Genomic DNA, 21,985 nt, shown 5'->3' with positions numbered 1-21,985 from the left:
GAAAGCTCCCGTTACAGGCCGGATATACGAGTGCAAGTGTTTCAGCCATGCCAGATCAAAAAAATTTCACGCAAAACGGAGGAGTCCATATACGTCATATATCAGTGACACATTGATACGTTAGGGAGAGCAAAATGATTGCCTCATCGCTAGACAGTGCTGGAAATGTTTTTTCCATAATCAGAAATGGAATGATCGCAGTATGGGTTTTAGGGGGGGTGATTCCGCTCGATGTGCGGGCAGATGTTTCAAACCATGCTCATCCAGCGATATTTCAGCACGACAAACCCGCAGCCGATGGCAAGCAGGTTACGCCGCTGGCAACCCTTATCACCGAAACTTTGCAGAACAATCCGGAAATCCAAGCTTCGCTGCGGGAACGTGAAGCAGCTCAGCAGAGAATATCACCCGCAGAAGCACTGGATGATCCCATGCTGGAAGCGGGAGTGATCAATGCGCCTTTGGCATCTTCGCCATTTAATCGCGAGGATATGACCATGAAAATGATTGGCCTCTCCCAGCGTTTCCCCTTTCCAGGAAAACGTGGTTTACGCAAGGAAGTCGCGAGCAAGGACGCGGAAGCGGTCGATTACGGCTACCAGGAAACTGTCAATCGAGTAGTGCGTGATCTCAAGATTGCTTATTTCGACTTAAGGCTTACCCTCGAGATGACTGAGCTGGTCAAGAAAAATAAGTTGATTCTGGAAGATTTTACCCACTTGGCTGTAGATCACTATACAGTGGGATTGGGAGCTCAGGCCGATGCATTCAAGGCCCAGACGCAGGTATCCAGAATGGAGGATGAGCTGCTCAGGCTGGCACGCGAACGGCCAGTGATTGAAGCTGAGCTCATACGCACGCTGGGTCGTATCACTCATGCTGCGGCGCTCATGCCCGCACCGTTGTCTCTGCACGAAGTTTCCTTGAATTTGGAATCATTGCGTGAGAGCGCCATGGCACAGCGGCCGCAATTACTGGCACTGCAAAGCCTGGCCGCACGCAATAAAAAGGCAGTAGATCTGGCCAATTTGGGATATTACCCCGATGTTGATGTGCGCCTCTCGTATGGTCAGCGGGATAGGATGCTGGATAACTCATCGCGCCCTGATATGGTCAGCCTGACTGTCGCGATTAACCTGCCGGTATGGCGTACCAATAAAATCGAACCACGCATTGCCGAATCGCAAGCACTGCACTATCAGGCATTGGATCTGTATCAGGCGCAAAGTAACGAGATTGCGGCAAGACTACGTCAACAGGTCGCGACGGCTGAACAAAATCTCAAATCGGCTCGGTTGTATCAAACGACTATTTTGCCACAAGCCAAATTGACGGTTGAGTCTGCACTGGAGGCATATAAGGTTAACCGGGTCGATTTTCTCACGCTGCTTGATAACCAAATAACGGTATTCAATTACGAAATCAGCCTGGTGACAGCGATAGCCAACTACAACAAAGCGCTCGCAGAAATCGATCTGCTTACTGGCAAAACCCCTGATGAATTGGTACACACCACCATTGATGGAGTTCGCTATGAGAGTACTCGCTAAAGTCATCTTAATTGTTGTACTGGCCATACTGTCACTCGTTGTAGGGTATTGGTGGGGAAGTACTCAGTCTGTTAAGCCTGTGGTCGAGTCAACTGAGGTGACCACTCCGAAGGGCAAGATTCTTTATTACCGCAACCCGATGGGTCTATCGGATACGTCGCCAGTGCCTAAGAAAGACCCGATGGGGATGGACTATATTCCTGTTTATGAAGGCGAAGAACCCCCAGCAGATAGGACAGGGGTGAAAATTACTACTGAGAAAATACAAAAACTGGGGGTTCGAACTGAAACTGCCATGTTGCGAGAGATGATCCATACCGCCAGGGCTGTGGCGACCATCCAGCCAGATGAGCGCAAATTGTACACGTTGGTGACCAAATTCGAGGGCTGGATTCAACGACTCTACGTGAATACCACAGGCCAAGCAGTCAAAAAAGGTGATGCATTAATGGATGTTTATAGTCCTGTTCTGATTACAGCACAACACGAATATCTTATTGCAAGGAGAGGCATGCATTTAGTTGCTGAGGGTAGTCCCCATGCGCGAGCTGATATGCAAAACCTGATCGAGAGCGCATTGCAGCGGTTGCGCAATTTAGACATATCGGAGATTGAATTGCAGCGCCTGCAGCAAGAAGGCGAAATCAGGCAATACCTCACGCTGCGCTCCAAAGCAAATGGTGTCGTGCTGGAAAAACCGTCCATTGAAGGCAAGCGCTTTGAACCTGGAGAGGTGCTTTATCAGATTGCCGATCTATCAAGCGTATGGGTATTGGCTGATGTGTTTGAACAGGATCTCCGTATGATCCGTCCTGGTCAGATGGCTACCATCAGGGTCGATGCCTACCCGGACAAGTTATTCAATGGCAAGGTGGCTTTCATCTATCCTGAAGTAACACCAGAAACACGCACCGCTATCGTGCGCATTGAACTGCCCAATGCTGATGGACTGCTTAAACCTGATATGTACGCGCGCGTGGAGTTTGCTACTTTTCATAGTAAGGATAAAGTGCTGACTGTCCCTGACTCAGCAGTACTCGATACCGGCACACGGCAGCTGGTGCTGGTGGAGCTTGGTGAAGGACGGTTTGAGCCGCGCACGGTAAAACTTGGCATGCATGCCGATGGCTATGCTGAGGTATTGGGAGGGCTTGAAGCAGGGGAGGCCGTGGTGGTCAAGGCAAATTTCCTGATTGATGCGGAAAGCAATCTCAAGGCAGCCATAAGTGGTTTTGGCCATGGAAGCCACCCTTCGGTATCGAATGAAGAATCACGCACCCAATCCAGCACATTGATTGAAAGAGCGCGGCCAGCAACGCATCGTGGTGAAGGCACCATTGAAGCGATTGATTTTGCTCACGCAACGGTCGCGCTTTCGCATGGTCCGATCGCCAGTCTCAATTGGCCGTCCATGATGATGGATTTCCAGGTTGCTGATCCGGCAATACTTCGTACACTGAAGCCTGGCCAGAAGGTTGCATTCGAAATTACCGAAAAATCAGCTGGGGAGTATATCATTGTACATATTCATCTACTCGATACCAGCGCCGCCGTCAGAGAGCACGGAGAGCACTGAGATGGTTAGCAAAATAATCGAATGGTCGGTGCGTCATGTTTTTCTGGTATTGCTGGCAACATTCTCTATCGTTGCCTGGGGGGTGTTTGCAGTATGGAAAACACCGATCGACGCGATTCCTGATCTATCCGATGTCCAGGTCATCATCTATACCGAATATCCCGGCCAGGCACCCCAGGTGGTTGAAGATCAGGTTACTTATCCATTGACTACGGCCATGCTGAGCGTGCCCAAATCGAAAGTAGTGCGTGGCTTGTCGGCCTTTGGGGTGTCGTTTATCTACGTCATTTTTGAAGATGGCACTGATATCTATTGGGCGCGCTCCCGCGTGTTGGAATACCTGAATTTTGCAGCTAACAAATTACCTGCAAGTGTAAGACCAGCGCTTGGTCCTGACGCGACGGGGGTAGGCTGGGTTTACCAATATGTCGTTACTGCGAAAGACCGAACGCTGGATGAGCTGCGCAGCATCCAAGACTGGTTTTTGCGCTATCAATTAGTCGCGGCGGAGGGGGTGTCGGAAGTAGCCAGCGTCGGAGGGTTCGAGAAAACTTATCAGATCACGGTCGATCCACGGCGTTTACAAGCCTATGGTATTTCACTCAGAACAGTGATCGATGTAGTGGCTCAGAGTAACCGCGATGTGGGCGGGCGTGTGATCGAGCTTACTGAAACCGAGTACATGGTGCGTGGCAAAGGATACTTACGCAGCATCAGCGACCTGGAGAATCTGGTCGTGAAAGCGCATGAGGGTATGCCGGTACTATTGCGTAATGTCGCCCGTGTTGAGCTGGCCCCCAATGAGCGCCGCGGGATCACCGAACTCAATGGTGAAGGCGAAGCCGTTTCAGGGATCGCTATTGCGCGCTATGGCGAGAATGCGCTCAATGTCATCCGCGATATCGAAGCGAAAATCGATGAGCTTAAACCGGGTTTACCGGAAGGCGTAACCATTCAATCTGTGTATGACCGCTCCGAATTGATTCAGCATGCCATCGCGACACTGAGCGAAGTATTGATCGAGCAGGTGATTATCGTGGCGCTGGTCTGTGCCGTTTTTCTTATGCATGTGCGCAGTGCGCTGGTGGCGATCATCATGCTGCCGATCGGTGTGCTCATCGCTTTTATTGTCATGTTCCACCTTGGCATCAATTCCAACATCATGAGTCTGGCTGGCATCGCACTTGCCATTGCCGAGATGACCGACGCCGCCATTGTCATGGTTGAGAACGCGCATAAACATCTTGCGCGCCTTGATCCGCTTGTTCCCGTAGCGGCGCGTAGGGATGCCATTATTACCGCATGTCAGGAAGTCGGGCCGGCTCTATTTTTCAGCTTGCTGATTATTACGGTATCGTTTCTGCCGATATTCACGCTCGAGGCGCAGGAAGGACGCATGTTTCAACCCCTCGCTTTTACCAAGACATTTGCCATGGCAGGCGCTGCACTACTTTCCATCACCCTGGTGCCAGCGCTGATGCTGTTGCTGATTCGAGGCCGCATTCCGCGCGAGCAGGATAATCCGCTGGGGCGGCTCTTGATCCGGATTTACCAGCCTGTCGTCACCTGGGTGATTAAATGGAAGAAAAGCATACTCGCTGCGGCTATTGTCTTATTAGGATTGACTATTTATCCAGCTGTCAGATTGGGAAGCGAATTCATGCCACCGTTGAATGAAGGCACGCTGCTTTATATGCCGGTGACGCTGCCGGCTATTTCTGTTACCAAAGCGGCGGAACTCATGCAAACTCAGAACAAAATCATTAAAAGCTTTCCGGAAGTATCATCGGTGTTCGGTAAAGCTGGACGTGCCAATACCGCGACCGACCCGGCGCCACTGGAAATGTTCGAGACCATTATCAACTTGAAACCGGAAAGTGAGTGGCGTCCTGAGATGACCATAGACAAGTTGATTGCCGAGATGGATCAAGCACTGCAAATACCGGGTGTGAGTAATGCCTGGACGATGCCGATCAAAAACAGAACTGACATGCTGGCAACCGGCATCCGTACACCGGTCGGGATTAAGGTATTCGGCAATGATCTGGATGAAATAGAAAAACTCGGCAAGCAGATCGAAATGGCCGTGAAAACAGTGCCTGGCACCACCAGTGCCTATGCGGAGCGAACCACTGGCGGTTATTACCTCGATATTGAACCCGACCGTATGGCGCTTGCGCGGTATGGCTTGGCTGTCGGTGATCTGTTGGAAGTCATTACGAGCGCACTGGGGGGCGAAACGATTACCACGACAGTAGAAGGGCGCGAGCGCTATGGAGTCATCGTGCGTTACCCTCGTGAACTGCGCAGCGACCCGCAAGCGATTGCGACACAGGTGCTGGTACCTACTATGGGTGGAGCAATGATCCCACTGGGACAGCTTGCTAGAATCAAACTTGTCAAAGGGCCACCGAGCATCCGTACTGAGAATGCTTTGCTGTCCGCTTACATTTTTGTCGATATACGCGATCGTGACATTGGCAGCTATATCGTAGATGCGCAGCAAGCAGTCCGGGAGCAAGTGCAATTTCCACCAGGATATTACGCTACCTGGAGCGGCCAGTTTGAATATATGCAGCGTGCCACCGAGAAATTAAAAATAGTGGTGCCGCTTACGCTGTTAATCGTATTTGTGCTGATCTATTTAAACTTCAATCGTCTGACCGAGACATTGATCGTGATGCTGTCGGTGCCTTTTTCCGTAGTCGGAGGTATCTGGTTGATGTACTGGCTGGGCTATAACATGAGTATCGCGGTTGCAGTGGGTTTCATCGGCCTAGTGGGTATTGCAGCCGAAACTGGCATGATAATGCTGTCCTTCCTTGATCAGGCATTCATTGCCATGCAGGCAAAACGCCAGGCAGCTGGTGAAAAAGTCACTGTGGAAGATCTTTATGTTGCTGTGTCAGAAGGTGCGGTAAGGCGGATACGTGCCGTCATGATGACCATTGCCGGCAGCATCGTGGGCTTGCTGCCGGTCATGCTGAGTACGGGTACCGGCTCAGAGGTAACACGGCGCATTGCTGCTCCGATGGTGGGCGGCATGGTCTCAGCCACTGTGCTAACGCTGATTATTTTTCCAGCGGTTTATGCAGTGGTTAAGGAAATTTCGATTAGGCGCACAATTAAGCTGAGAAACTGATCGGTAAGCTTTTTATAGATGCAGAAAATGAACAAATAAAGAATACTGTCTGATAAATGATGGCTTAATCTTTTAGGTTTGCCAGTATCAAGCAGAAAACTATATAACAAAACAGGAGGATTGCTTTGGGTTTTGCCAAATTCCTTGCTCATCATCAGTGGATTGTATTGTTTATGGTAGCGGCGTTAAGCTGTAATTTGGCTTTTGCTGGTGAAACGCCAAACAGACTGGACGATCTGGTCAAGGAGGCCCTGGCTAATAATCCGGATATTCGCGCCAGTCTGCAACGTTGGGAATCCTCCAAGGCCGTCATTCCGCAAGTGAAAACCTTGCCCGACCCGAAAGTGACGGTAGGTCATCGGAACATTGGGCCGCAAAATGAAGTCATGTACGGTTTAAGCCAGGAGATCCCGTTTCCCGGCAAATTAGGTCTTAGAGGCGAGATCGCTGCACGTCAGTCAGACCGCATTGAACAAGATTATCTTGCGACACAATTGGCAGTGATCGCCAGATTGAAGGAAGTATTTTATGACCTGCACTTCGTTCATGATTCTATTCGTATTTTGCAGCAAACTAAGCTGCTGCTTCAGGAATTTGAACAAACTGCCAATGCTCGCTATTCAGTCGGTCAAGCCGCTCAACAAGATGTTTTGCGGGCGCAGACCGAAATTTCACGCTTGCTGGCTCGCCTGGCTACCCTGGAACAGCGTCGCCAATCTCTCCATGCGGACATCAACCGAATTCTGAACAGACTCCCCAGCGATCCAATCAGCGCACCAGAAGAAATACAGTTTACGCCCATGCGCTATTCGCTGATCGATCTCAATGCCATGCTTGACCAAGCTTCTCCTTTACTGCAAGGCCGGCAGAAAACTGTGGAACAAAGCCAAGAGGCGATTACCTTGGCCAAGCGGGAGTACTATCCGGACTTTGAAGTCAATGCTCTGGGAATACGCGATACGGTCATGAAAACGGATGGTTATCAGGTGATGCTGAATGTGAAGGTTCCACTTTATTACGCCACCAAACAGCGGGAGGGCGTGAATGAAGCGGTAGCCAGCCGTGAGGCAGTATTTCAGGATCTTCAGGCGCTACGGCAAGAATTACTGGCCAGGATCAAAGATAACGTGGCGCAAACCGAGCGTGCCGAGAAACTCATCAAGTTGTTGAGGGACGCTATCATTCCTCAATCACGCTTGACGTTGGTTTCGGCTCAGGCCAGTTATGCTGTGGGTAAAGTGGATTTCCTGACACTGCTGAACGCTCTGCTTACTCTACAGGAGAATGAACTGGAGTTTCACAGCGAAATGGTCGAGCATAAAAAAGCTTTGGCCAGGCTGGAAGGGATCATTGGAATAACACCATGACACCACGGCTACGCTATGGATCAATCATTGCTGTCGTGGTAATGGCTGCTATAGCAGCTTTTTTATTCATCCGTTCTGATCACCCGGCGCTCGGGGAATTATTCCCGCTTGCCGTGAACGGGAAAACAGAAAAAACTGAACCGATAAATCATGAGAAGATGGGAGAAGGCAATTCGCGTCATGCTCACAAGCCGCACGCTGGAAGTGCTGCGGAATCTCTGAACACCACGCTTATTCCGCTGGAACGGCTGCAAACCATCGGTGTCACGTTCGAACCGGCAGTACGGCAGCCCGTGGATCATACCATCCGTACCGTAGGCCGGGTGGAAGTGGATGAAAGGCTGCTATCCCGCGTCACCATCAAGCTCGAGGGTTGGGTCGATCAGCTGTTTGTTAATTTTACCGGCGAACATGTCAAGAAAGGGCAAAAGCTATTCGCGTTATATAGTCCTGAATTGGTGGCTACCCAGGAGGAATACCTGATCGCTCTCAGCAGTAGCCGCACGTTGGGGAAAAGCGAATTTCCAGAAGTCGCGACAGGTGCGCGAGCTTTGCTGGAATCATCGCGCCGCAGATTGTTGCTGTGGGACATTGAACCCTGGCATATTCGCGATCTGGAACAGACGGGCGAAGTATTGCTCACTTTGCCGATCCACGCACCCCAAACGGGTACCGTGATCAACAAGACAGCCGTGGTTGGATTGTATACCAAGCCTGGCGATGAGCTGTATACCATCGCTGATCTGTCCCGCATCTGGATTATCGGTGACATCTACGAGTATGAAATGCCACTGGTAGAGATTGGGCAGATCGCTACCGTAACATTATCCTATGTGCCCGATGTGAAGCTTCAGGCGCGTCTCACCTTTATTTATCCTACCATTGATCCCCAAACGCGCACCGGCAAGGTGCGTTTCGAACTCGACAATCCCGGTGAACGTCTTAAACCGGGCATGTATGCCAATCTGGAACTTAAAGTTCCGTTGGGAGTCCGGCTTGTCGTACCCAGAAATGCAGTACTGGAGTCGGGGGAGCGACAGATCATTTTTATCCACCAGGGTGGTGGTCGGCTCGAATGGCGTGAGGTCAAAATCGGGCAACGCAGCGGCGATTGGGTGGAAATCCTGGATGGTATCCAGCAAGGTGAGCATGTCGTCACTTCGGCCAATTTCCTGATCGACTCCGAAAGCCAATTGAAAGCGGCGATTGGCGCCATGCCGGGCATGAAACACTGAGATAACAATCATGGTCGAAAAACTAATCGAATATTGCGCCAAGAACCCATTCATCGTGTTTCTGCTGGTGTTCGGTCTGGCCGCTGGCGGCCTGTGGTCCATGAAGAATATCCCCGTTGATGCCTTGCCGGATTTGTCCGATACCCAGGTTATCGTCTACACGACATGGCCTGGGCGTTCTCCGGATCTGGTGGAAGATCAGATCACCTATCCCATTGTCACTGCCCTGTTGTCCGCCCCCAATGTGACGGTCGTGCGTGGTTTTTCCGATTTCGGTTTTTCCTATGTTTATGTGTTGTTTAAGGATGGCACCGACATTTACTGGGCGCGATCCCGTGTACTGGAATATATGAACCAGTTAACCGGCAGATTGCCGGAAGGCGTAACGCCGCAGCTAGGGCCGGATGCCACGGCGGTGGGCTGGGTGTTTCAATACGCTTTAGTGGACGAAAGCGGCCAACAGGATCTCGCTTCATTGCGCTCGTTCCAGGACTGGTATCTGCGCTATTGGCTGCGTGCCGTCGATGGAGTGGCGGAAGTGGCGAGTATCGGCGGTTTTGTGCGCCAGTACCAGATCAATCTTGATTCCACCAAGGTGCTGGCTTACAAGCTGAATCTGGATGAGATCATCGACAAAGTGCGTCTCAGCAATCAAGACGTGGGCGGCCGGGTAGTGGAGTTTTCCGGTCTCGAGTACATGATCCGCGGGCGCGGCTACATCAAGTCCAAGGACGATATCGAGAAAATCGCCATCGGCACGGATGCCAACGGCACCCCCATTCTATTACGCGACGTAGCTGCAGTTAGCTTAGGCCCAGATATGCGGCGTGGTATCGCAGAACTGAATGGCCAGGGCGATGCCGTGGGTGGCATCGTTATCATGCGTTATGGCGAGGATGTTCCTGAGGTAATAGCTCGGGTTAAAGCCAAGTTAAAGGAAATTGAATCCTCCCTGCCCAAGGGTATGAAGATCGTGACCACCTACGACCGCAGTGAGTTGATCGAAGAGTCCATTGCCACGATCAGCGAAAACCTGGCGGAAGAATTAATCATTACCGGCGTGCTCATCATTGTTTTTCTGCTGCATATCCGTTCTGCGCTCATTCCGATCATTACCCTGCCGCTCTCGATTCTGATTGCGTTTATTCCGATGTATTTTTTTGATGTCGGCATGAATATCATGAGTATCGGCGGCATAATCATCGCTATTGGTGACATGGTGGATGCTGCCATCATCATGGTGGATAACGCCCACAAGCGGCTGGAAGAATGGGAGCAAAACGGACGGGTAGGTGACCGAACGCAGATAATCATCGATTCGGCTAAGGAAGTGGGGCCAGCAACTTTCGCGGCGGTATTGGTGATCGCTATTTCCTTTATTCCGGTTTTTGCTCTGGAAGCGCAAGAGGGCCGGCTTTTCAAGCCGCTTGCCTGGACTAATAGTTTGGGTATCGCTGTTTGTGCGGCATTAACCATCACTTTGGTTCCGGCGTGTTTGCCGGGATTGATCCGGGGAAGAATATTTCCCGAGCAAAGGCATCCCGTCACGCGCCTATTGCAGCGTTTATACGCCCCGACATTGGCTCTGGTACTGCGCCACCGGGTTGCTGTGGTGCTTGTAACGATAGTGATCTCGCTGAGCGTAATTCCTATCTTTCAGCGGCTGGGCAAGGAGTTTATGCCGCCGCTGTACGAAGGGACGATTCTCTACATGCCGGTCACCTTGCCAGGGATTTCAGTGACAGAGGCGAGTAAGCTGCTGCAGCAAATGGATCAGAAGCTGAAATCCTTTCCCGAGGTAGAGCACGTGTTCGGTAAGGCTGGGCGTGCCGACACCTCCACTGATCCGGCACCCTTTAGCATGATGGAAGTGGTGGTGGAACTGAAACCCAAGGCGCAATGGCGCCAAGGACTGAGCTATGAAGATCTGCTTGCCGAAATGGACCAAGCCTTGCAATTGCCGGGTGTGACCAATGCCTGGACCATGCCTATCAAGGCACGCCTCGATATGCTCTCCACCGGCGTGCGCACGCCGGTGGGGATCAAAATATTCGGGCCAGATTTGAAGACCATCGAAACGATAGGCAAAGAGATTGAGATGATCGCCAAGGAGGTGCCGGGTACCCGCAGCGTTTACGCCGAGAGAGTTTCGGGCGGCTATTTTCTGGATTTCACCATCAAACGGGATGAGATCGCTCGCTACGGCTTCACTATTATGGACATCGGTCGCGTTATTGAATCGGCCATTGGCGGGGAAAACATCACTACCACCATCGAGGGGCGCGAACGCTATCCGCTCAACCTGCGTTACTTGCGTGAGCAGCGTGACGACCTAGACAAACTGCGGCGGATAACGGTCAGTGCCTCTAACGGCGCACAGGTCCCACTGGGGCAATTGGTGGATTTACGTATGGTCAGCGGACCTGCCATGATTCGCGACGAAGACGCCATGTTAGCAGGCTATGTTTACGTGGATATGGCTGGGCGCGATGTGGGTGGCTTTGTAGAGGATTTGAAGCAGCTGGTGCAGGATAAAATCAAATTGCCACCTGGTTATACCTTAGGCTGGTCGGGACAGTATGAGTATATGCAGCGTGTGAAAGAACGACTTAAGCTAACCGTTCCGCTCACCATTACCATTATTTTTGTGCTGTATTACTTCACTTTTGGTTCTGTCTCCAAGACACTAATAGTCATGCTGGGGGTACCCTTTTGCCTGGTTGGCAGCGTGTGGCTGATGTCCCTCTTGGGCTATTACATGAGTATTGCGGTATGGGTGGGGATACTAACGGTGATTGGCACGGCGGCGGAGACTACCTCTGTGATGATTGTCTATCTCGATGAAGCCTGCAAGAGTCGCCTCGCAGCGGGTGGATTGCAAACGCTTAAAGATCTTATTGAAACTGTCCACAAGGGGGCGCTGGAGCGCATTCGGCCAATGGCAATGATCGCCCTGGTTGATATTATCGGCCTACTGCCTGTCATGTGGGCGACAGGTGCTGGCGCCGACGTATTGAAGCGGGTAGCCGCACCTCAGATTGGAGGCGTTGCCACAGCCATGCTGCTGACCTTGTTCGTGATCCCGGCCATCTATGTGATTTGGCGTTGGCACAAGGATATCAAGTTTCTGGCAGAAAAAAATAAATACAGCATTACATCGGAAAATCATACTGATTGAGAGAGGTTTATCGTCATGAAGAAACAATCCCGTTATATACCGGCGTTTCATTTTCACTGGTTGACGCGTTGGTACGATCCGATGATGCGGCTCTTCTTTCCTGAAGAAGCATTAAAGACCGCGTTGATTGCGCAAGCACATATTCAGCCCGGCCAGGACGTGTTGGACATCGGCTGTGGGACCGGTACGCTCACCCTGATGATCAAACAAACCCACCCAAACGCTACAGTATACGGACTCGACGTAGATCCCCAAGTGTTGGACATCGCGCGCAGGAAGACCGAGCAGGCGGGGGAGACTATCGTCCTGCAACAGGGTAGTGCGACTTGCCTGCCCTATTCAGACCAAAGCTTCGATCGGGTATTTGCCAGTCTGGTGCTGCATCATCTAACAAGGCAAGATAAACAGCAAATGCTCAGAGAAGCATTCCGCGTGCTCAAGCCCGGCGGCGAGCTGTATGTGGCAGATTTCGGCAAGCCGCATGATTCGCTTATGTGGTTGATCTCTTGGTTGGTGCGCTGGTTTGAAGAGGTGCATGACAACATTCTGGGTCTATTACCGGGTTTTATGGCTGATGCCGGATTCCATCCGGTGGGGGAGATGACTTGTTATCGTACATTACTCGGCAGCGTTGCATTATATCATGCCTGTAAACCAATGTGCCACGAAGACCTCGCTGAGGAGAATGTTTAGGGTAAAAGCCGCACAGCGACAAATCATAAGTTCCACTCTCCTTTTGGGAGGAGGTAGGGGTGAGGGATGGACAGGATGCTCTGACTTTCATCAATAGGGGGGTCAATGCCGTTATGTCTATTAATCCTGCACCAACTGACACAAAATGCAAGGAGAAATTTCACTATGAATGCTATGAAAGCCTGGCATAACGAATCAATCGCTGAACTTACGCATCATCTTGCAACCGATGTAGAGCAAGGGCTAACTGATGATAAGGTAAAAAACAGACTAAGTCAGTATGGACCTAATAAGCTGCAGAAAGGTAAGCGTTTTTCAGCTTTAGCTATTCTTATAAGTCAGTTCAAAAGCCTCGTTATTTGGGTATTGATCGGGGCTGCAGGTATTTCAGCAGTGCTGGGTGAAATTGTCGATGGCCTTGCTATTATTGCTATCGTAATTCTAAATGCGATCATCGGTTTCGCTCAGGAGTTTCGTGCCGGGAAAGCAGCTGCTGCCTTGGCCCGTCTGGCCGCACCGCACTGCCGCGTGGTACGCAATGGTCATAGCGTAGTCGTGGCTGCGACCGAAATTGTACCAGGCGATATTTTGCTGCTCGAGGGCGGGGATCTGGTTGCGGCAGATGCCCGTCTGGTTCAAGCCTCTGTGTTGCGTACCAACGAAGCCCCGCTCACCGGTGAATCGCAAGTGGTAGACAAGTTCACTGACAGTCTGCCGGCAGAAACGCCACTGGCTGAGCAAAAGAATATGGTTTTTCTTGGTACCAGTGTAACAGGTGGTTCTGGGCGCGCTTTGGTGGTGAATACCGGCATGGAGACGCAACTTGGCCATATTGCTAAACTGCTGAAGAGCGCCGAAAGAGGAGAAACGCCGTTGCAACGGCGACTCGACCGGGTGGCGCGTCTTTTGTTGTGGGCCTGTTTAGGTATTGTGGCATTGATTTTCATTTTTGGATTATTGCTGCGGGGGATTCCTGCCTTTGAGCTTTTCTTGAGTGCAGTGAGTCTTGCGGTAGCCGCCATTCCCGAAGGGTTGCCGGCGGTGGTAACGGTTGCACTGGCCTTGGGCGTACAGCGCATGGTGTTACGTAATGCATTGGTACGACACATGGCTGCTGTCGAAACGCTGGGTTGTGCCGAGGTGATCTGTACCGACAAGACGGGTACCTTGACAATGGGTGAAATGACCGCACGCAAGTTGGTTACTTCAGAAAGTTTGTATCGCATTACTGGCGGGGGATATGCCACCGAAGGCACATTCTTTGTCGGAAATAAGGAAAGTTGGCCATCGGAAAATCCTGAACTGCTAGCCTTACTGCGAGCCTCGGTTGCTTGCAATGATGCTGAGCTAACCATAAAAGAAGATCGGCTTGCCGTAGTGGGCGATCCCACCGAAGGCGCACTGCTGGCGGCGGCAGCAAAAGGTGACATTACGCGTGAAACTATCGAAACTGAAATGCCACGACTGGCGACTGTGCCTTTTGACTCTGATCGCAAACGTATGACTGTTATTCGTAGACAGGGAAACTCCCCATGGGCATATGTGAAAGGAGCGCCTGAAGTAATTCTTGCTCGTTGTACATTGATCCGTACAGCTGAAGGAGTAAGACCCTTAACCGAAGATGCTCGCACCCGGCTGCTTCAGGCTAACACCTCATTAGCCAATGACGCCTTGCGCGTGCTGGCTGTCGCTGAGCGCCCACTGGATGACTTTAGTTTGGAACCGGGTAGGGTTATGAACGATACCGAAATCGAAAAAGATCTTATCTTTCTGGGGCTGGTAGGCTTACAGGACCCGCCTCGCGTCGAGGCCAAGGAGGCTGTGGTCAAGTGCAAGCGCGCTGGTATCAAAACGGTAATGATCACGGGTGACCATCCCGATACTGCCTGCGCAATAGGTAAAGAATTAGGTATTCTGGGTAAGGGCGACGAAATTCTCGTAGGAACCGAGCTCGATCGATTGGATGACAAAGCGCTGAAGGAACGGGTAGCGCAGGTTTCGGTTTATGCACGCGTGACTGCCGAGCACAAGCTGCGCATTGTACGTGCCTGGAAAGCTCGTGGAACAGTGGTGGCCATGACCGGAGATGGTGTCAATGATGCACCAGCGATCAAGGAGGCTTCCATCGGTATTGCCATGGGCATTACTGGTACTGAAGTGACCAAAGAAGCAGCAGATATTATTGTCACCGATGATAACTTCGCTTCCATCGTGGCTGCAGTAGAAGAAGGACGCGGTATTTACGACAATATTGCCAAAACATTGGCTTATTTGCTGAGCGGCAATACCGGTGAACTGATCGTGATGTTGGTCGCGATCCTTATGGGTTGGCCGCTGCCGCTGCTGGCATTGCATCTCCTCTGGATCAACTTGGTGACAGACGGTTTTCCGGCGCTCGCGCTCGCGACTGATCCGATTGAGCGTGACGTGATGAACCGCCCACCGAGACGTTCGCAAGAAGAATTATTTAATCCGGATTTCATCAAGTTAATCCTGTTCACTGGTTTGTTGATTGCTGGCGTCACACTCGCTGTGTTTGCCTATGAGCTCTACTATGCCAACAACGGTCTTGAGCAAGCTCGTGATGCTGCTTTTACTACGCTGATAACCGCTGAATTGTTACGCGCATTTGCGGCACGCAGTGAACAACGTACCATTTGGCAGCTAGGCTTGTTCTCCAATATACGCCTGTTTCTGGTGGTAGCAGTAAGCTTCGCCCTGCTGTTGGCGATACACCACGTACCGATATTTCAAGCATTGTTCCAGATTGAGCCGCTTACCTTAGATCAATGTATTGGTTGGATCGCAGTTGGCTTTATTCCACTGATTATTCTGCAGCTGAGGAAAGTTATGCTTTATCGCTAAAAACAGAATTGAAGTTGAATGAAATGCTGATTCTTTCTGGAGAGAATGCATATGTTAAACCATGATCGACCTGACAGGATAAAAAAACACACGGAAGTATTTTGCCAGCATGTGGCAAATTGATTGCACACCAACCCTATAGGGCTCTGGGTAAAATCTATTGCTCTGAACATTGTCTGCTCAAAACCAGAGATGCTTGTGCCAGACAGGAAGATATGTTTAACCTGTTGGCAGAAACGTTGGTGAAAGCGCTGGATCTGCGGGAACATGAGACGGGTTTGCATTCCAAGCGCGTCGCTTGCCATACCTTGGTGCTGGCGCGTCGTTTTACTGCAGATCCAGCTGTATTGCAACAGATTTACTGGGGAGCGCTATTACATGACATCGGCAAAATTGGTGTGCCTGATGCCATCTTACTGAAGCCGGGCCCTTTGACCGAATCGGAATGGGGTGAGTTACGAACCCATCCCGAAAAAGGTTATCAACTGATTTCACAAATACCCGGCATGGTAGAAGCAGCCAATATTATTCTCTGTCACGAGGAACACTATGACGGGACAGGTTATCCAAGAGGTCTAAGTAGCAATCAAATTCCCTTGGGCGCACGCCTGTTTATGGTCATCGATACCCTAGATGCGATCACCTCTGATCGTGCTTACCGCAAGGGTGCCTCTTATGATGTTGCCAAGACTGAAATTGAACGCATGAGCGGAAGTCAATTTGATCCGTAGGCAGTTGCTGTCTTTAATGCAGAAGAAGCCGTGTTGCGCGAAATGGTGATAGCAAAATGCCAGCAGGTATTTTCATTGCAGTCGTAACATAGCTTGGATTCAGAAATAAATAGATCAGAATCTATTCTTATCAGTTATGTGTAATTAAAACTCCAGCATCTACTATTGACAGCTAGCACAATTAAAAACACATTGTAAACAATAATCATCCCTAAATTTCTTTCCACTTCATTTGTGTGCCTCCGTACAGAACTTCCTGAGTATCAACTCTAAAATGGCAAGTCGTTTCTGCTTTTTTCTTCTTGGAGCGTTAACGAAATTCCTAACTAATCTGAAGGAGGTATTACGATGGCTCATTTAACTGATCCCAAAATGAAAGCATGTGTAGAAGCCTGTAATCAATGTTATCAAATGTGCTTACATGAAGCGATGAACCACTGTTTGGAAACAGGGGGCGATCATGTTGCACCCGATCATTTCCGCCTGATGATGAGTTGTGCTGAAATCTGCCAGACCTCAACCAATTTCATGCTGATACGTTCACCTTTCAGCCATCAGCTCTGTCGAGTCTGCGCTGAAATCTGCGAAGCCTGTGCCAGTAGTTGTGAAAAGCTCGGCATGGAGGAGTGTGCCAGAACTTGCCGTGAATGTGCCAAAAGTTGTAGAGAAATGGCTGGGTAGAGCTAAATGCTCATTTCTTATATACGCTGATGGTTAAGCGTAACAGTTACCTACTGAGGCTTACCGGCATTGTACAAATTCTTGCTGGAGAATGGCTCGTAGGTAAAGTATGTAATTCTACACTCGTATCCGGCGGCTTAGCAGGTTGCTAAGCCAGACTTAGGAATCTTTAGAAAACTTTTTTTCAAGGAGCATAAAATGAACTATCTCATAAAAGGTAAGATAATGTCTTTTTTGTTTTTCATGGTACTGGCGCTAATTTTGTCAGGACAGTCTATGGCAAACTCGCCTGCACCCAAAGAGGCTACGGCAAAATTTGAAATCCGTTTTATGGAAGGGATGATTGACCATCATGCCATGGCGGTACATATGGCTCAGATGTGTATTCAAAAAGAGATCCAAGATGAACTGAAATCATTGTGCAATAGCATAGCAACCAGCCAGCAGCAGGAAATTAAGCTAATGCAAGGTTGGCTGAACGATTGGTATGATATCCAGCACGAGCCTGAAATGAGTAAAAGTGATAGTAAGCAAATGGAAAAGCTCGACTCCCTCAATGGTGCGAAGTTCGAAATCGAATTTATGAAAAATATGATTAAGCACCACTGGCAAGCAGTCATAGAAGGGTCCCAGTGTATTGAACGCGCTTATCATGATGAACTTGAAACACTTTGCGAGAACATCATCCTCACCCAAGCTACTGAAATAAAGCAAATGCGTACCTGGTTGTGTGAATGGCATAATATTTGCGGCTCCCGCCCTAAAGACAACAACCATGAAAATAGCTAACGTGAGTTCGACATAAAAATCATCACATTACGGCTGGAAGAGCTTGAGAGAGTCTGCTATTAAGCTAGTAGGGTTTCTTCTTACAAAACCTGTAAGTCACCAGCCCGGCGCTCAGTCTATCAAACACGTTTGTGATAATGGTGCGCTTTGGGTCATGGCCGCTCTGTATAGCTATAGTTTGACTACGCGTAGGCGCAATGCATTACTGATCACGCTGACAGAAGATAGCGCCATTGCTGCCGCAGCAAGAATCGGTGAGAGCAAGATGCCGAGGAACGGATAAAGTACTCCGGTTGCGATCGGTATGCCAGCCGTATTGTAAAAGAAGGCGAAGAACAGATTCTGGCGAATGTTACGCATGGTCGCTTCGGAAAGGTGTCGCGCCCGGACGATGCCTAGCAGATCGCCACGTAGCAAGGTGATACCAGCGCTTTCGATCGCGACATCGGTGCCCGTGCCCATGGCGATACCCACATCGGCAGTAGCTAACGCTGGGGCATCATTGACGCCATCGCCTGCCATTGCAACCACGCGTCCGTGCTTGCGCAAACTTGCAACAACCGCTGCCTTCTGGTCAGGAAGCACTTCCGCATCGACCTCGTCAATCCCAAGGTGACGGGCAACAGCCTCAGCTGTTGTACGGTTGTCACCGGTTAGCATAACGATGCGAATTCCAGCAACATGCAAGGCTTCGATAGCAGCAGGGGTCGATTCCTTTATTGGATCAGCGATGGCAACTATACCAGCGGCCATCCCATCAATCGCCACGAAAATCGCTGTCGCCCCGTCCTGACGGAGGATATCAGCTTCTGGTTGAAGCACTCCGGCGTCGATACCTTGTTCTGCCAGGAATTTTGCGTTGCCAAGTACAATCCGATGATCATCGACGGTACCAAGCACACCCTTGCCGGTCGGTGAGTCGAAATCGGTTATCTTCACAAGCGGGATCGATTGCGCTCTAGCCGCATTAACGATGGCAGCAGCTAAGGGGTGCTCGCTTCCCTGCTCCAGGCTGGCCGCGAGACGCAGCAGTTCAGTTTCGTTGATATTACCTACCGTACGAATTGCCGTGACCTTAGGCCTACCTTCGGTCAGCGTGCCAGTTTTGTCGATCACGATAGTGTCGATCTTTTCCATAAGCTCCAATGCTTCGGCATTTTTGATCAGAATCCCTTCGGTCGCACCTCGTCCGATGCCGACCATGATCGACATCGGTGTGGCCAAACCCAATGCACATGGACAAGCGATGATGAGCACGCTGACAGCTACGATCAAGGCATAACCCATGGCTGGCGGCGGCCCCCAGACCGACCAGGCGGCAAAGGCGAGTACGGCGACCAGAATGACTGCAGGAACGAACCAGCTCGCAACAATGTCTGCTAAACGTTGAATGGGTGCACGGGAGCGCTGAGCTTGCGATACCATACGAACGATCTGTGCCAGCATCGTGTCATGGCCAACTCTCTCAGCGCGCATCACGAAACTACCCTGCCCATTGATGGTGCCACCGATCACATTGTTGCCGGGCTGCTTGCGAACCGGCATAGATTCACCGGTTACCATCGACTCGTCAACGTTTGAGCTACCTTCAATCACCTTACCATCGACGGGTATGCGGTCGCCGGGACGGACCCGCAGGCGATCACCTACTACCACTTGATCCAGGTTGATTTCCTTTTCTGCATCGTCATCACCAAGACGACGAGCCGTAGTTGGCGACAAGTTGAGCAAGGCTTTAATCGCGCCAGAAGTGCGTTCGCGTGCTCGCAATTCCAGCACCTGACCCAATAGCACCAACACGGTGATGACTGCCGATGCTTCGAAATAAACTGCGACTGCTCCATCACGGCTTCGGAAAGTATCAGGAAAGAGATCAGGTGCGATGGTTGCGACGATACTATAGAGCCAAGCGACACCGGTACCCAGCGCGATCAGTGTGAACATGTTGAGTGCGCGATTCTTGATGGATTGCCAGCCGCGTACGAAGAATGGCCATCCTGCCCACAAGACGACGGGTGTTGCTAATGGTAATTGCACCCAATTGGAAGTCTGCGTAGATATTAAGTGTGTCAGCCCGATTAGATGGCCGCCCATTTCCAAAATGAAAATCGGTGTGGTTAATATGAGGCCTATCCAGAAGCGATGAGTCATATCGATGAGTTCCGGATTAGGCGCATTGTCGAGCGACGCCTCTGCCGGCTCCAATGCCATGCCGCAGATCGGACAATTTCCTGGCCCGGTTTGCCGGATTTGCGGATGCATCGGACAGGTATAGATAGCGTCGGGTGTAGATTCCCTGGCTGGTGGGGGCTTGCCCACTAGATAGATATCGGGTTCGGCCACGAATTTGTCGTGACAATGGACAGAGCAGAAATAGTAAGTTTGTTCATCATGCTCAGCGCGATGCTTCGCTGTATGTGAATTGACCGACATACCACAGACGGGATCGATCGCTACAGCACTGTGATCTGAGGGATGATTGTGGTCATGCTGTACATGCTCGTGATGGCCGTGAGTCATAATTTGTGCAATCCTTGTGGAACAGTCATCTCCGCGTTTAGGCACTTTTGTGCCTGATCGCATCTTTGCGCCGGTAGTCCGCCTTTAGTTGCCACTATGGGTCGGAAATGTAAGAAATAAAAATATTTTTTAATTCTGAATAAAGGTGTAGACAATTGAATGAGTTGTCAAATTGTTATACTCCAATGTAACGGGTACTTTATTAAGAAGGATGAATGACTCTTAAAGTTCAAAGATAGTAAAGGTACCGTTACAAAAAGCAAAAACAGAGGCGCCTTTGCAAGGTAAAGGCACCTCTTGCTTAAGACATCTTTGCAAAATCGGAATCGGTTTTATCAAAAATATCATCAATTCACCCCAGTGATAGAAGATGATTTACAATTTAATTCATTTTTGATGTCTTAACTACCATGTCTACAATTGCCATTGTCGGTGGCGGGCCCGCGGGATTAATGGCTGCGGAAGTTTTAAGTCAAGCAGGCTTAGAAGTTCACCTTTATGATGCAATGCCTTCAGTCGGGCGCAAATTCTTATTGGCAGGAATAGGTGGTTTGAATCTGACTCATGCTGAACCTTTTAACGACTTTGTTTTGCGTTACGGCAGTAGACAGCCAGAGATAGAATCGTTACTGAATCATTTCACGCCACAAATGGTAAGGGACTGGGCTCGTGATTTGGGCATTGAAACTTTTGTGGGTTCATCACGACGCGTATTTCCGCTAGAAATGAAAGCTGCTCCTTTATTAAGAGCCTGGTTGCGCCGTTTGCGATCTGCCGGTGTAACTTTCTATACTCGTCACTGCTGGTGTGGTTGGGGGGCAAATCATGCATTGAAGTTTTCAACGGCAGACGGTGAGAAATTAGTTCATGCTGAGGCTGTGATTTTAGCCTTAGGCGGGAGTAGTTGGGCAAAATTAGGCTCCGACGGAGCATGGGTACCATTATTGGCAAAACAAAGTGTAGTTATCGCGCCATTACAGCCTGCCAATTGCGGTTTTGATATACTGTGGAGTGAGTATTTTCGTGGTCGCTTTGCCGCGCAGCCGTTGAAATCGGTAATACTATCTTTTACGGATGCTACCGGGAAAAGTTATCAAAAATTGGGAGAATTAATGATCACTGTGACTGGTATTGAAGGCAGTTTGATTTATGCTTTATCCGCGCCGTTACGTGACACGATTAATGCTTGTGGTTCGGTGACTGTTTATCTTGATCTTGTCCCTGGCAAGAACATGTCCCGTTTGGTTAAAGAGTTAGCAAAGCCGCGTGGCTCCAAGTCTATGGCTAATCATTTGCGTAGTCAGATTGGGATTGAGGGAGCAAAAGCAGGACTGTTGCGAGAATATTTGTCTGCTACAGAGTTTGCTAATCCAGAACGGCTGGCTGATGCGATTAAGGCTGTGCCGATAAAATTAATTGCTACCCGACCGATCGATGAAGCGATTAGTACCGCAGGAGGAGTTTGTTTTGAATCGCTGGATGCTCAATTAATGTTAAAAACTATGTCGGGTGTGTTTTGCGCAGGAGAAATGCTTGACTGGGAAGCTCCAACTGGTGGTTATTTACTCACCGCTGCTTTGGCCAGTGGTCGTGCAGCGGGCTTGGGAGCTTTAACCTGGCTGCAAACTGGAAAAAAACTTTCATTAGCCACAGTTAGA

At 50.1% G+C, this 21,985-nt stretch carries 13 protein-coding genes; 12 read left to right on the top strand and 1 reads right to left on the bottom strand.

The window, feature by feature from the left end:
- The first annotated feature begins 134 nt into the window (after positions 1–134).
- The 11 genes from BM122_RS15945 (at position 135) to BM122_RS15895 (ending at position 17,807) form a co-directional block, all read left to right on the top strand.
- Positions 135–1,550, top strand: coding sequence for a TolC family protein (locus tag BM122_RS15945; RefSeq protein WP_256212122.1), 1,416 nt, complete (start codon positions 135–137; stop codon positions 1,548–1,550).
- A complete protein-coding gene (locus BM122_RS15940; RefSeq protein WP_074906602.1) occupies positions 1,534–3,126 on the top strand; it encodes an efflux RND transporter periplasmic adaptor subunit in 1,593 nt (530 codons plus the stop codon). Before BM122_RS15945 ends, BM122_RS15940 begins: the two co-directional genes overlap by 17 nt.
- 1 nt (position 3,127) lies before the next feature.
- Complete coding sequence (locus tag BM122_RS15935) at positions 3,128–6,268, top strand: efflux RND transporter permease subunit (protein ID WP_074906601.1); 3,141 nt, start codon at positions 3,128–3,130, stop codon at positions 6,266–6,268.
- A gap of 125 nt (positions 6,269–6,393) precedes the next feature.
- Entirely contained in the window at positions 6,394–7,635 is a 1,242-nt protein-coding gene (locus BM122_RS15930) for a TolC family protein (protein ID WP_218152118.1), read from the top strand.
- On the top strand, positions 7,632–8,870 hold the full coding sequence (locus BM122_RS15925) for an efflux RND transporter periplasmic adaptor subunit (RefSeq protein WP_074906600.1): 1,239 nt from the start codon (positions 7,632–7,634) through the stop codon (positions 8,868–8,870). Before BM122_RS15930 ends, BM122_RS15925 begins: the two co-directional genes overlap by 4 nt.
- 10 nt (positions 8,871–8,880) lie before the next feature.
- Complete coding sequence (locus BM122_RS15920; protein ID WP_074906599.1) at positions 8,881–12,048, top strand: efflux RND transporter permease subunit; 3,168 nt, start codon at positions 8,881–8,883, stop codon at positions 12,046–12,048.
- A 15-nt stretch (positions 12,049–12,063) separates the two neighbouring features.
- The gene (locus BM122_RS15915) at positions 12,064–12,741 is read left to right on the top strand and encodes a class I SAM-dependent methyltransferase (protein WP_074906598.1); all 678 of its coding nucleotides are present in this window, start codon (positions 12,064–12,066) and stop codon (positions 12,739–12,741) included.
- A gap of 165 nt (positions 12,742–12,906) precedes the next feature.
- A complete protein-coding gene (locus tag BM122_RS15910; protein ID WP_074906597.1) occupies positions 12,907–15,606 on the top strand; it encodes a cation-translocating P-type ATPase in 2,700 nt (899 codons plus the stop codon).
- 119 nt (positions 15,607–15,725) lie between these two features.
- Positions 15,726–16,337, top strand: a complete 612-nt coding sequence (locus tag BM122_RS15905) for an HD-GYP domain-containing protein (protein WP_256212120.1) — start codon at positions 15,726–15,728, stop codon at positions 16,335–16,337.
- 348 nt (positions 16,338–16,685) lie between these two features.
- Entirely contained in the window at positions 16,686–17,018 is a 333-nt protein-coding gene (locus BM122_RS15900) for a four-helix bundle copper-binding protein (RefSeq protein ID WP_074906596.1), read from the top strand.
- Between the two features lie 198 nt (positions 17,019–17,216).
- Entirely contained in the window at positions 17,217–17,807 is a 591-nt protein-coding gene (locus BM122_RS15895) for a DUF305 domain-containing protein (protein ID WP_074906595.1), read from the top strand.
- Positions 17,808–17,978: 171 nt separating this feature from the next.
- Here BM122_RS15895 and BM122_RS15890 read toward each other — a convergent pair whose 3' ends face one another.
- Positions 17,979–20,372: a heavy metal translocating P-type ATPase gene (locus tag BM122_RS15890; RefSeq protein ID WP_442754387.1), complete on the bottom strand. Its 2,394-nt coding sequence runs from the start codon at positions 20,370–20,372 to the stop codon at positions 17,979–17,981.
- A gap of 365 nt (positions 20,373–20,737) precedes the next feature.
- On the opposite strand from BM122_RS15890, the gene BM122_RS15885 reads away from it, so the two are divergent.
- On the top strand, positions 20,738–21,985 hold a 1,248-nt coding region (locus BM122_RS15885; RefSeq protein ID WP_074906594.1), incomplete at its 3' end, for a TIGR03862 family flavoprotein.

It is taken from the genome of Nitrosomonas communis, from assembly GCF_900114745.1.
Taxonomy (GTDB): Bacteria; Pseudomonadota; Gammaproteobacteria; order Burkholderiales; family Nitrosomonadaceae; genus Nitrosomonas; species Nitrosomonas communis_A.
This window is presented reverse-complemented; position numbering and strand designations above follow the sequence as displayed.

Coding starts and splice junctions, on each gene's coding strand:
- BM122_RS15945 (WP_256212122.1), top strand. CDS start 135: ATGATTGCCTCATCGCTAGACAGTGCTGGAAATGTTTTTTCCATAATC.
- BM122_RS15940 (WP_074906602.1), top strand. CDS start 1,534: ATGAGAGTACTCGCTAAAGTCATCTTAATTGTTGTACTGGCCATACTG.
- BM122_RS15935 (WP_074906601.1), top strand. CDS start 3,128: ATGGTTAGCAAAATAATCGAATGGTCGGTGCGTCATGTTTTTCTGGTA.
- BM122_RS15925 (WP_074906600.1), top strand. CDS start 7,632: ATGACACCACGGCTACGCTATGGATCAATCATTGCTGTCGTGGTAATG.
- BM122_RS15920 (WP_074906599.1), top strand. CDS start 8,881: ATGGTCGAAAAACTAATCGAATATTGCGCCAAGAACCCATTCATCGTG.
- BM122_RS15915 (WP_074906598.1), top strand. CDS start 12,064: ATGAAGAAACAATCCCGTTATATACCGGCGTTTCATTTTCACTGGTTG.
- BM122_RS15910 (WP_074906597.1), top strand. CDS start 12,907: ATGAATGCTATGAAAGCCTGGCATAACGAATCAATCGCTGAACTTACG.
- BM122_RS15900 (WP_074906596.1), top strand. CDS start 16,686: ATGGCTCATTTAACTGATCCCAAAATGAAAGCATGTGTAGAAGCCTGT.
- BM122_RS15895 (WP_074906595.1), top strand. CDS start 17,217: ATGAACTATCTCATAAAAGGTAAGATAATGTCTTTTTTGTTTTTCATG.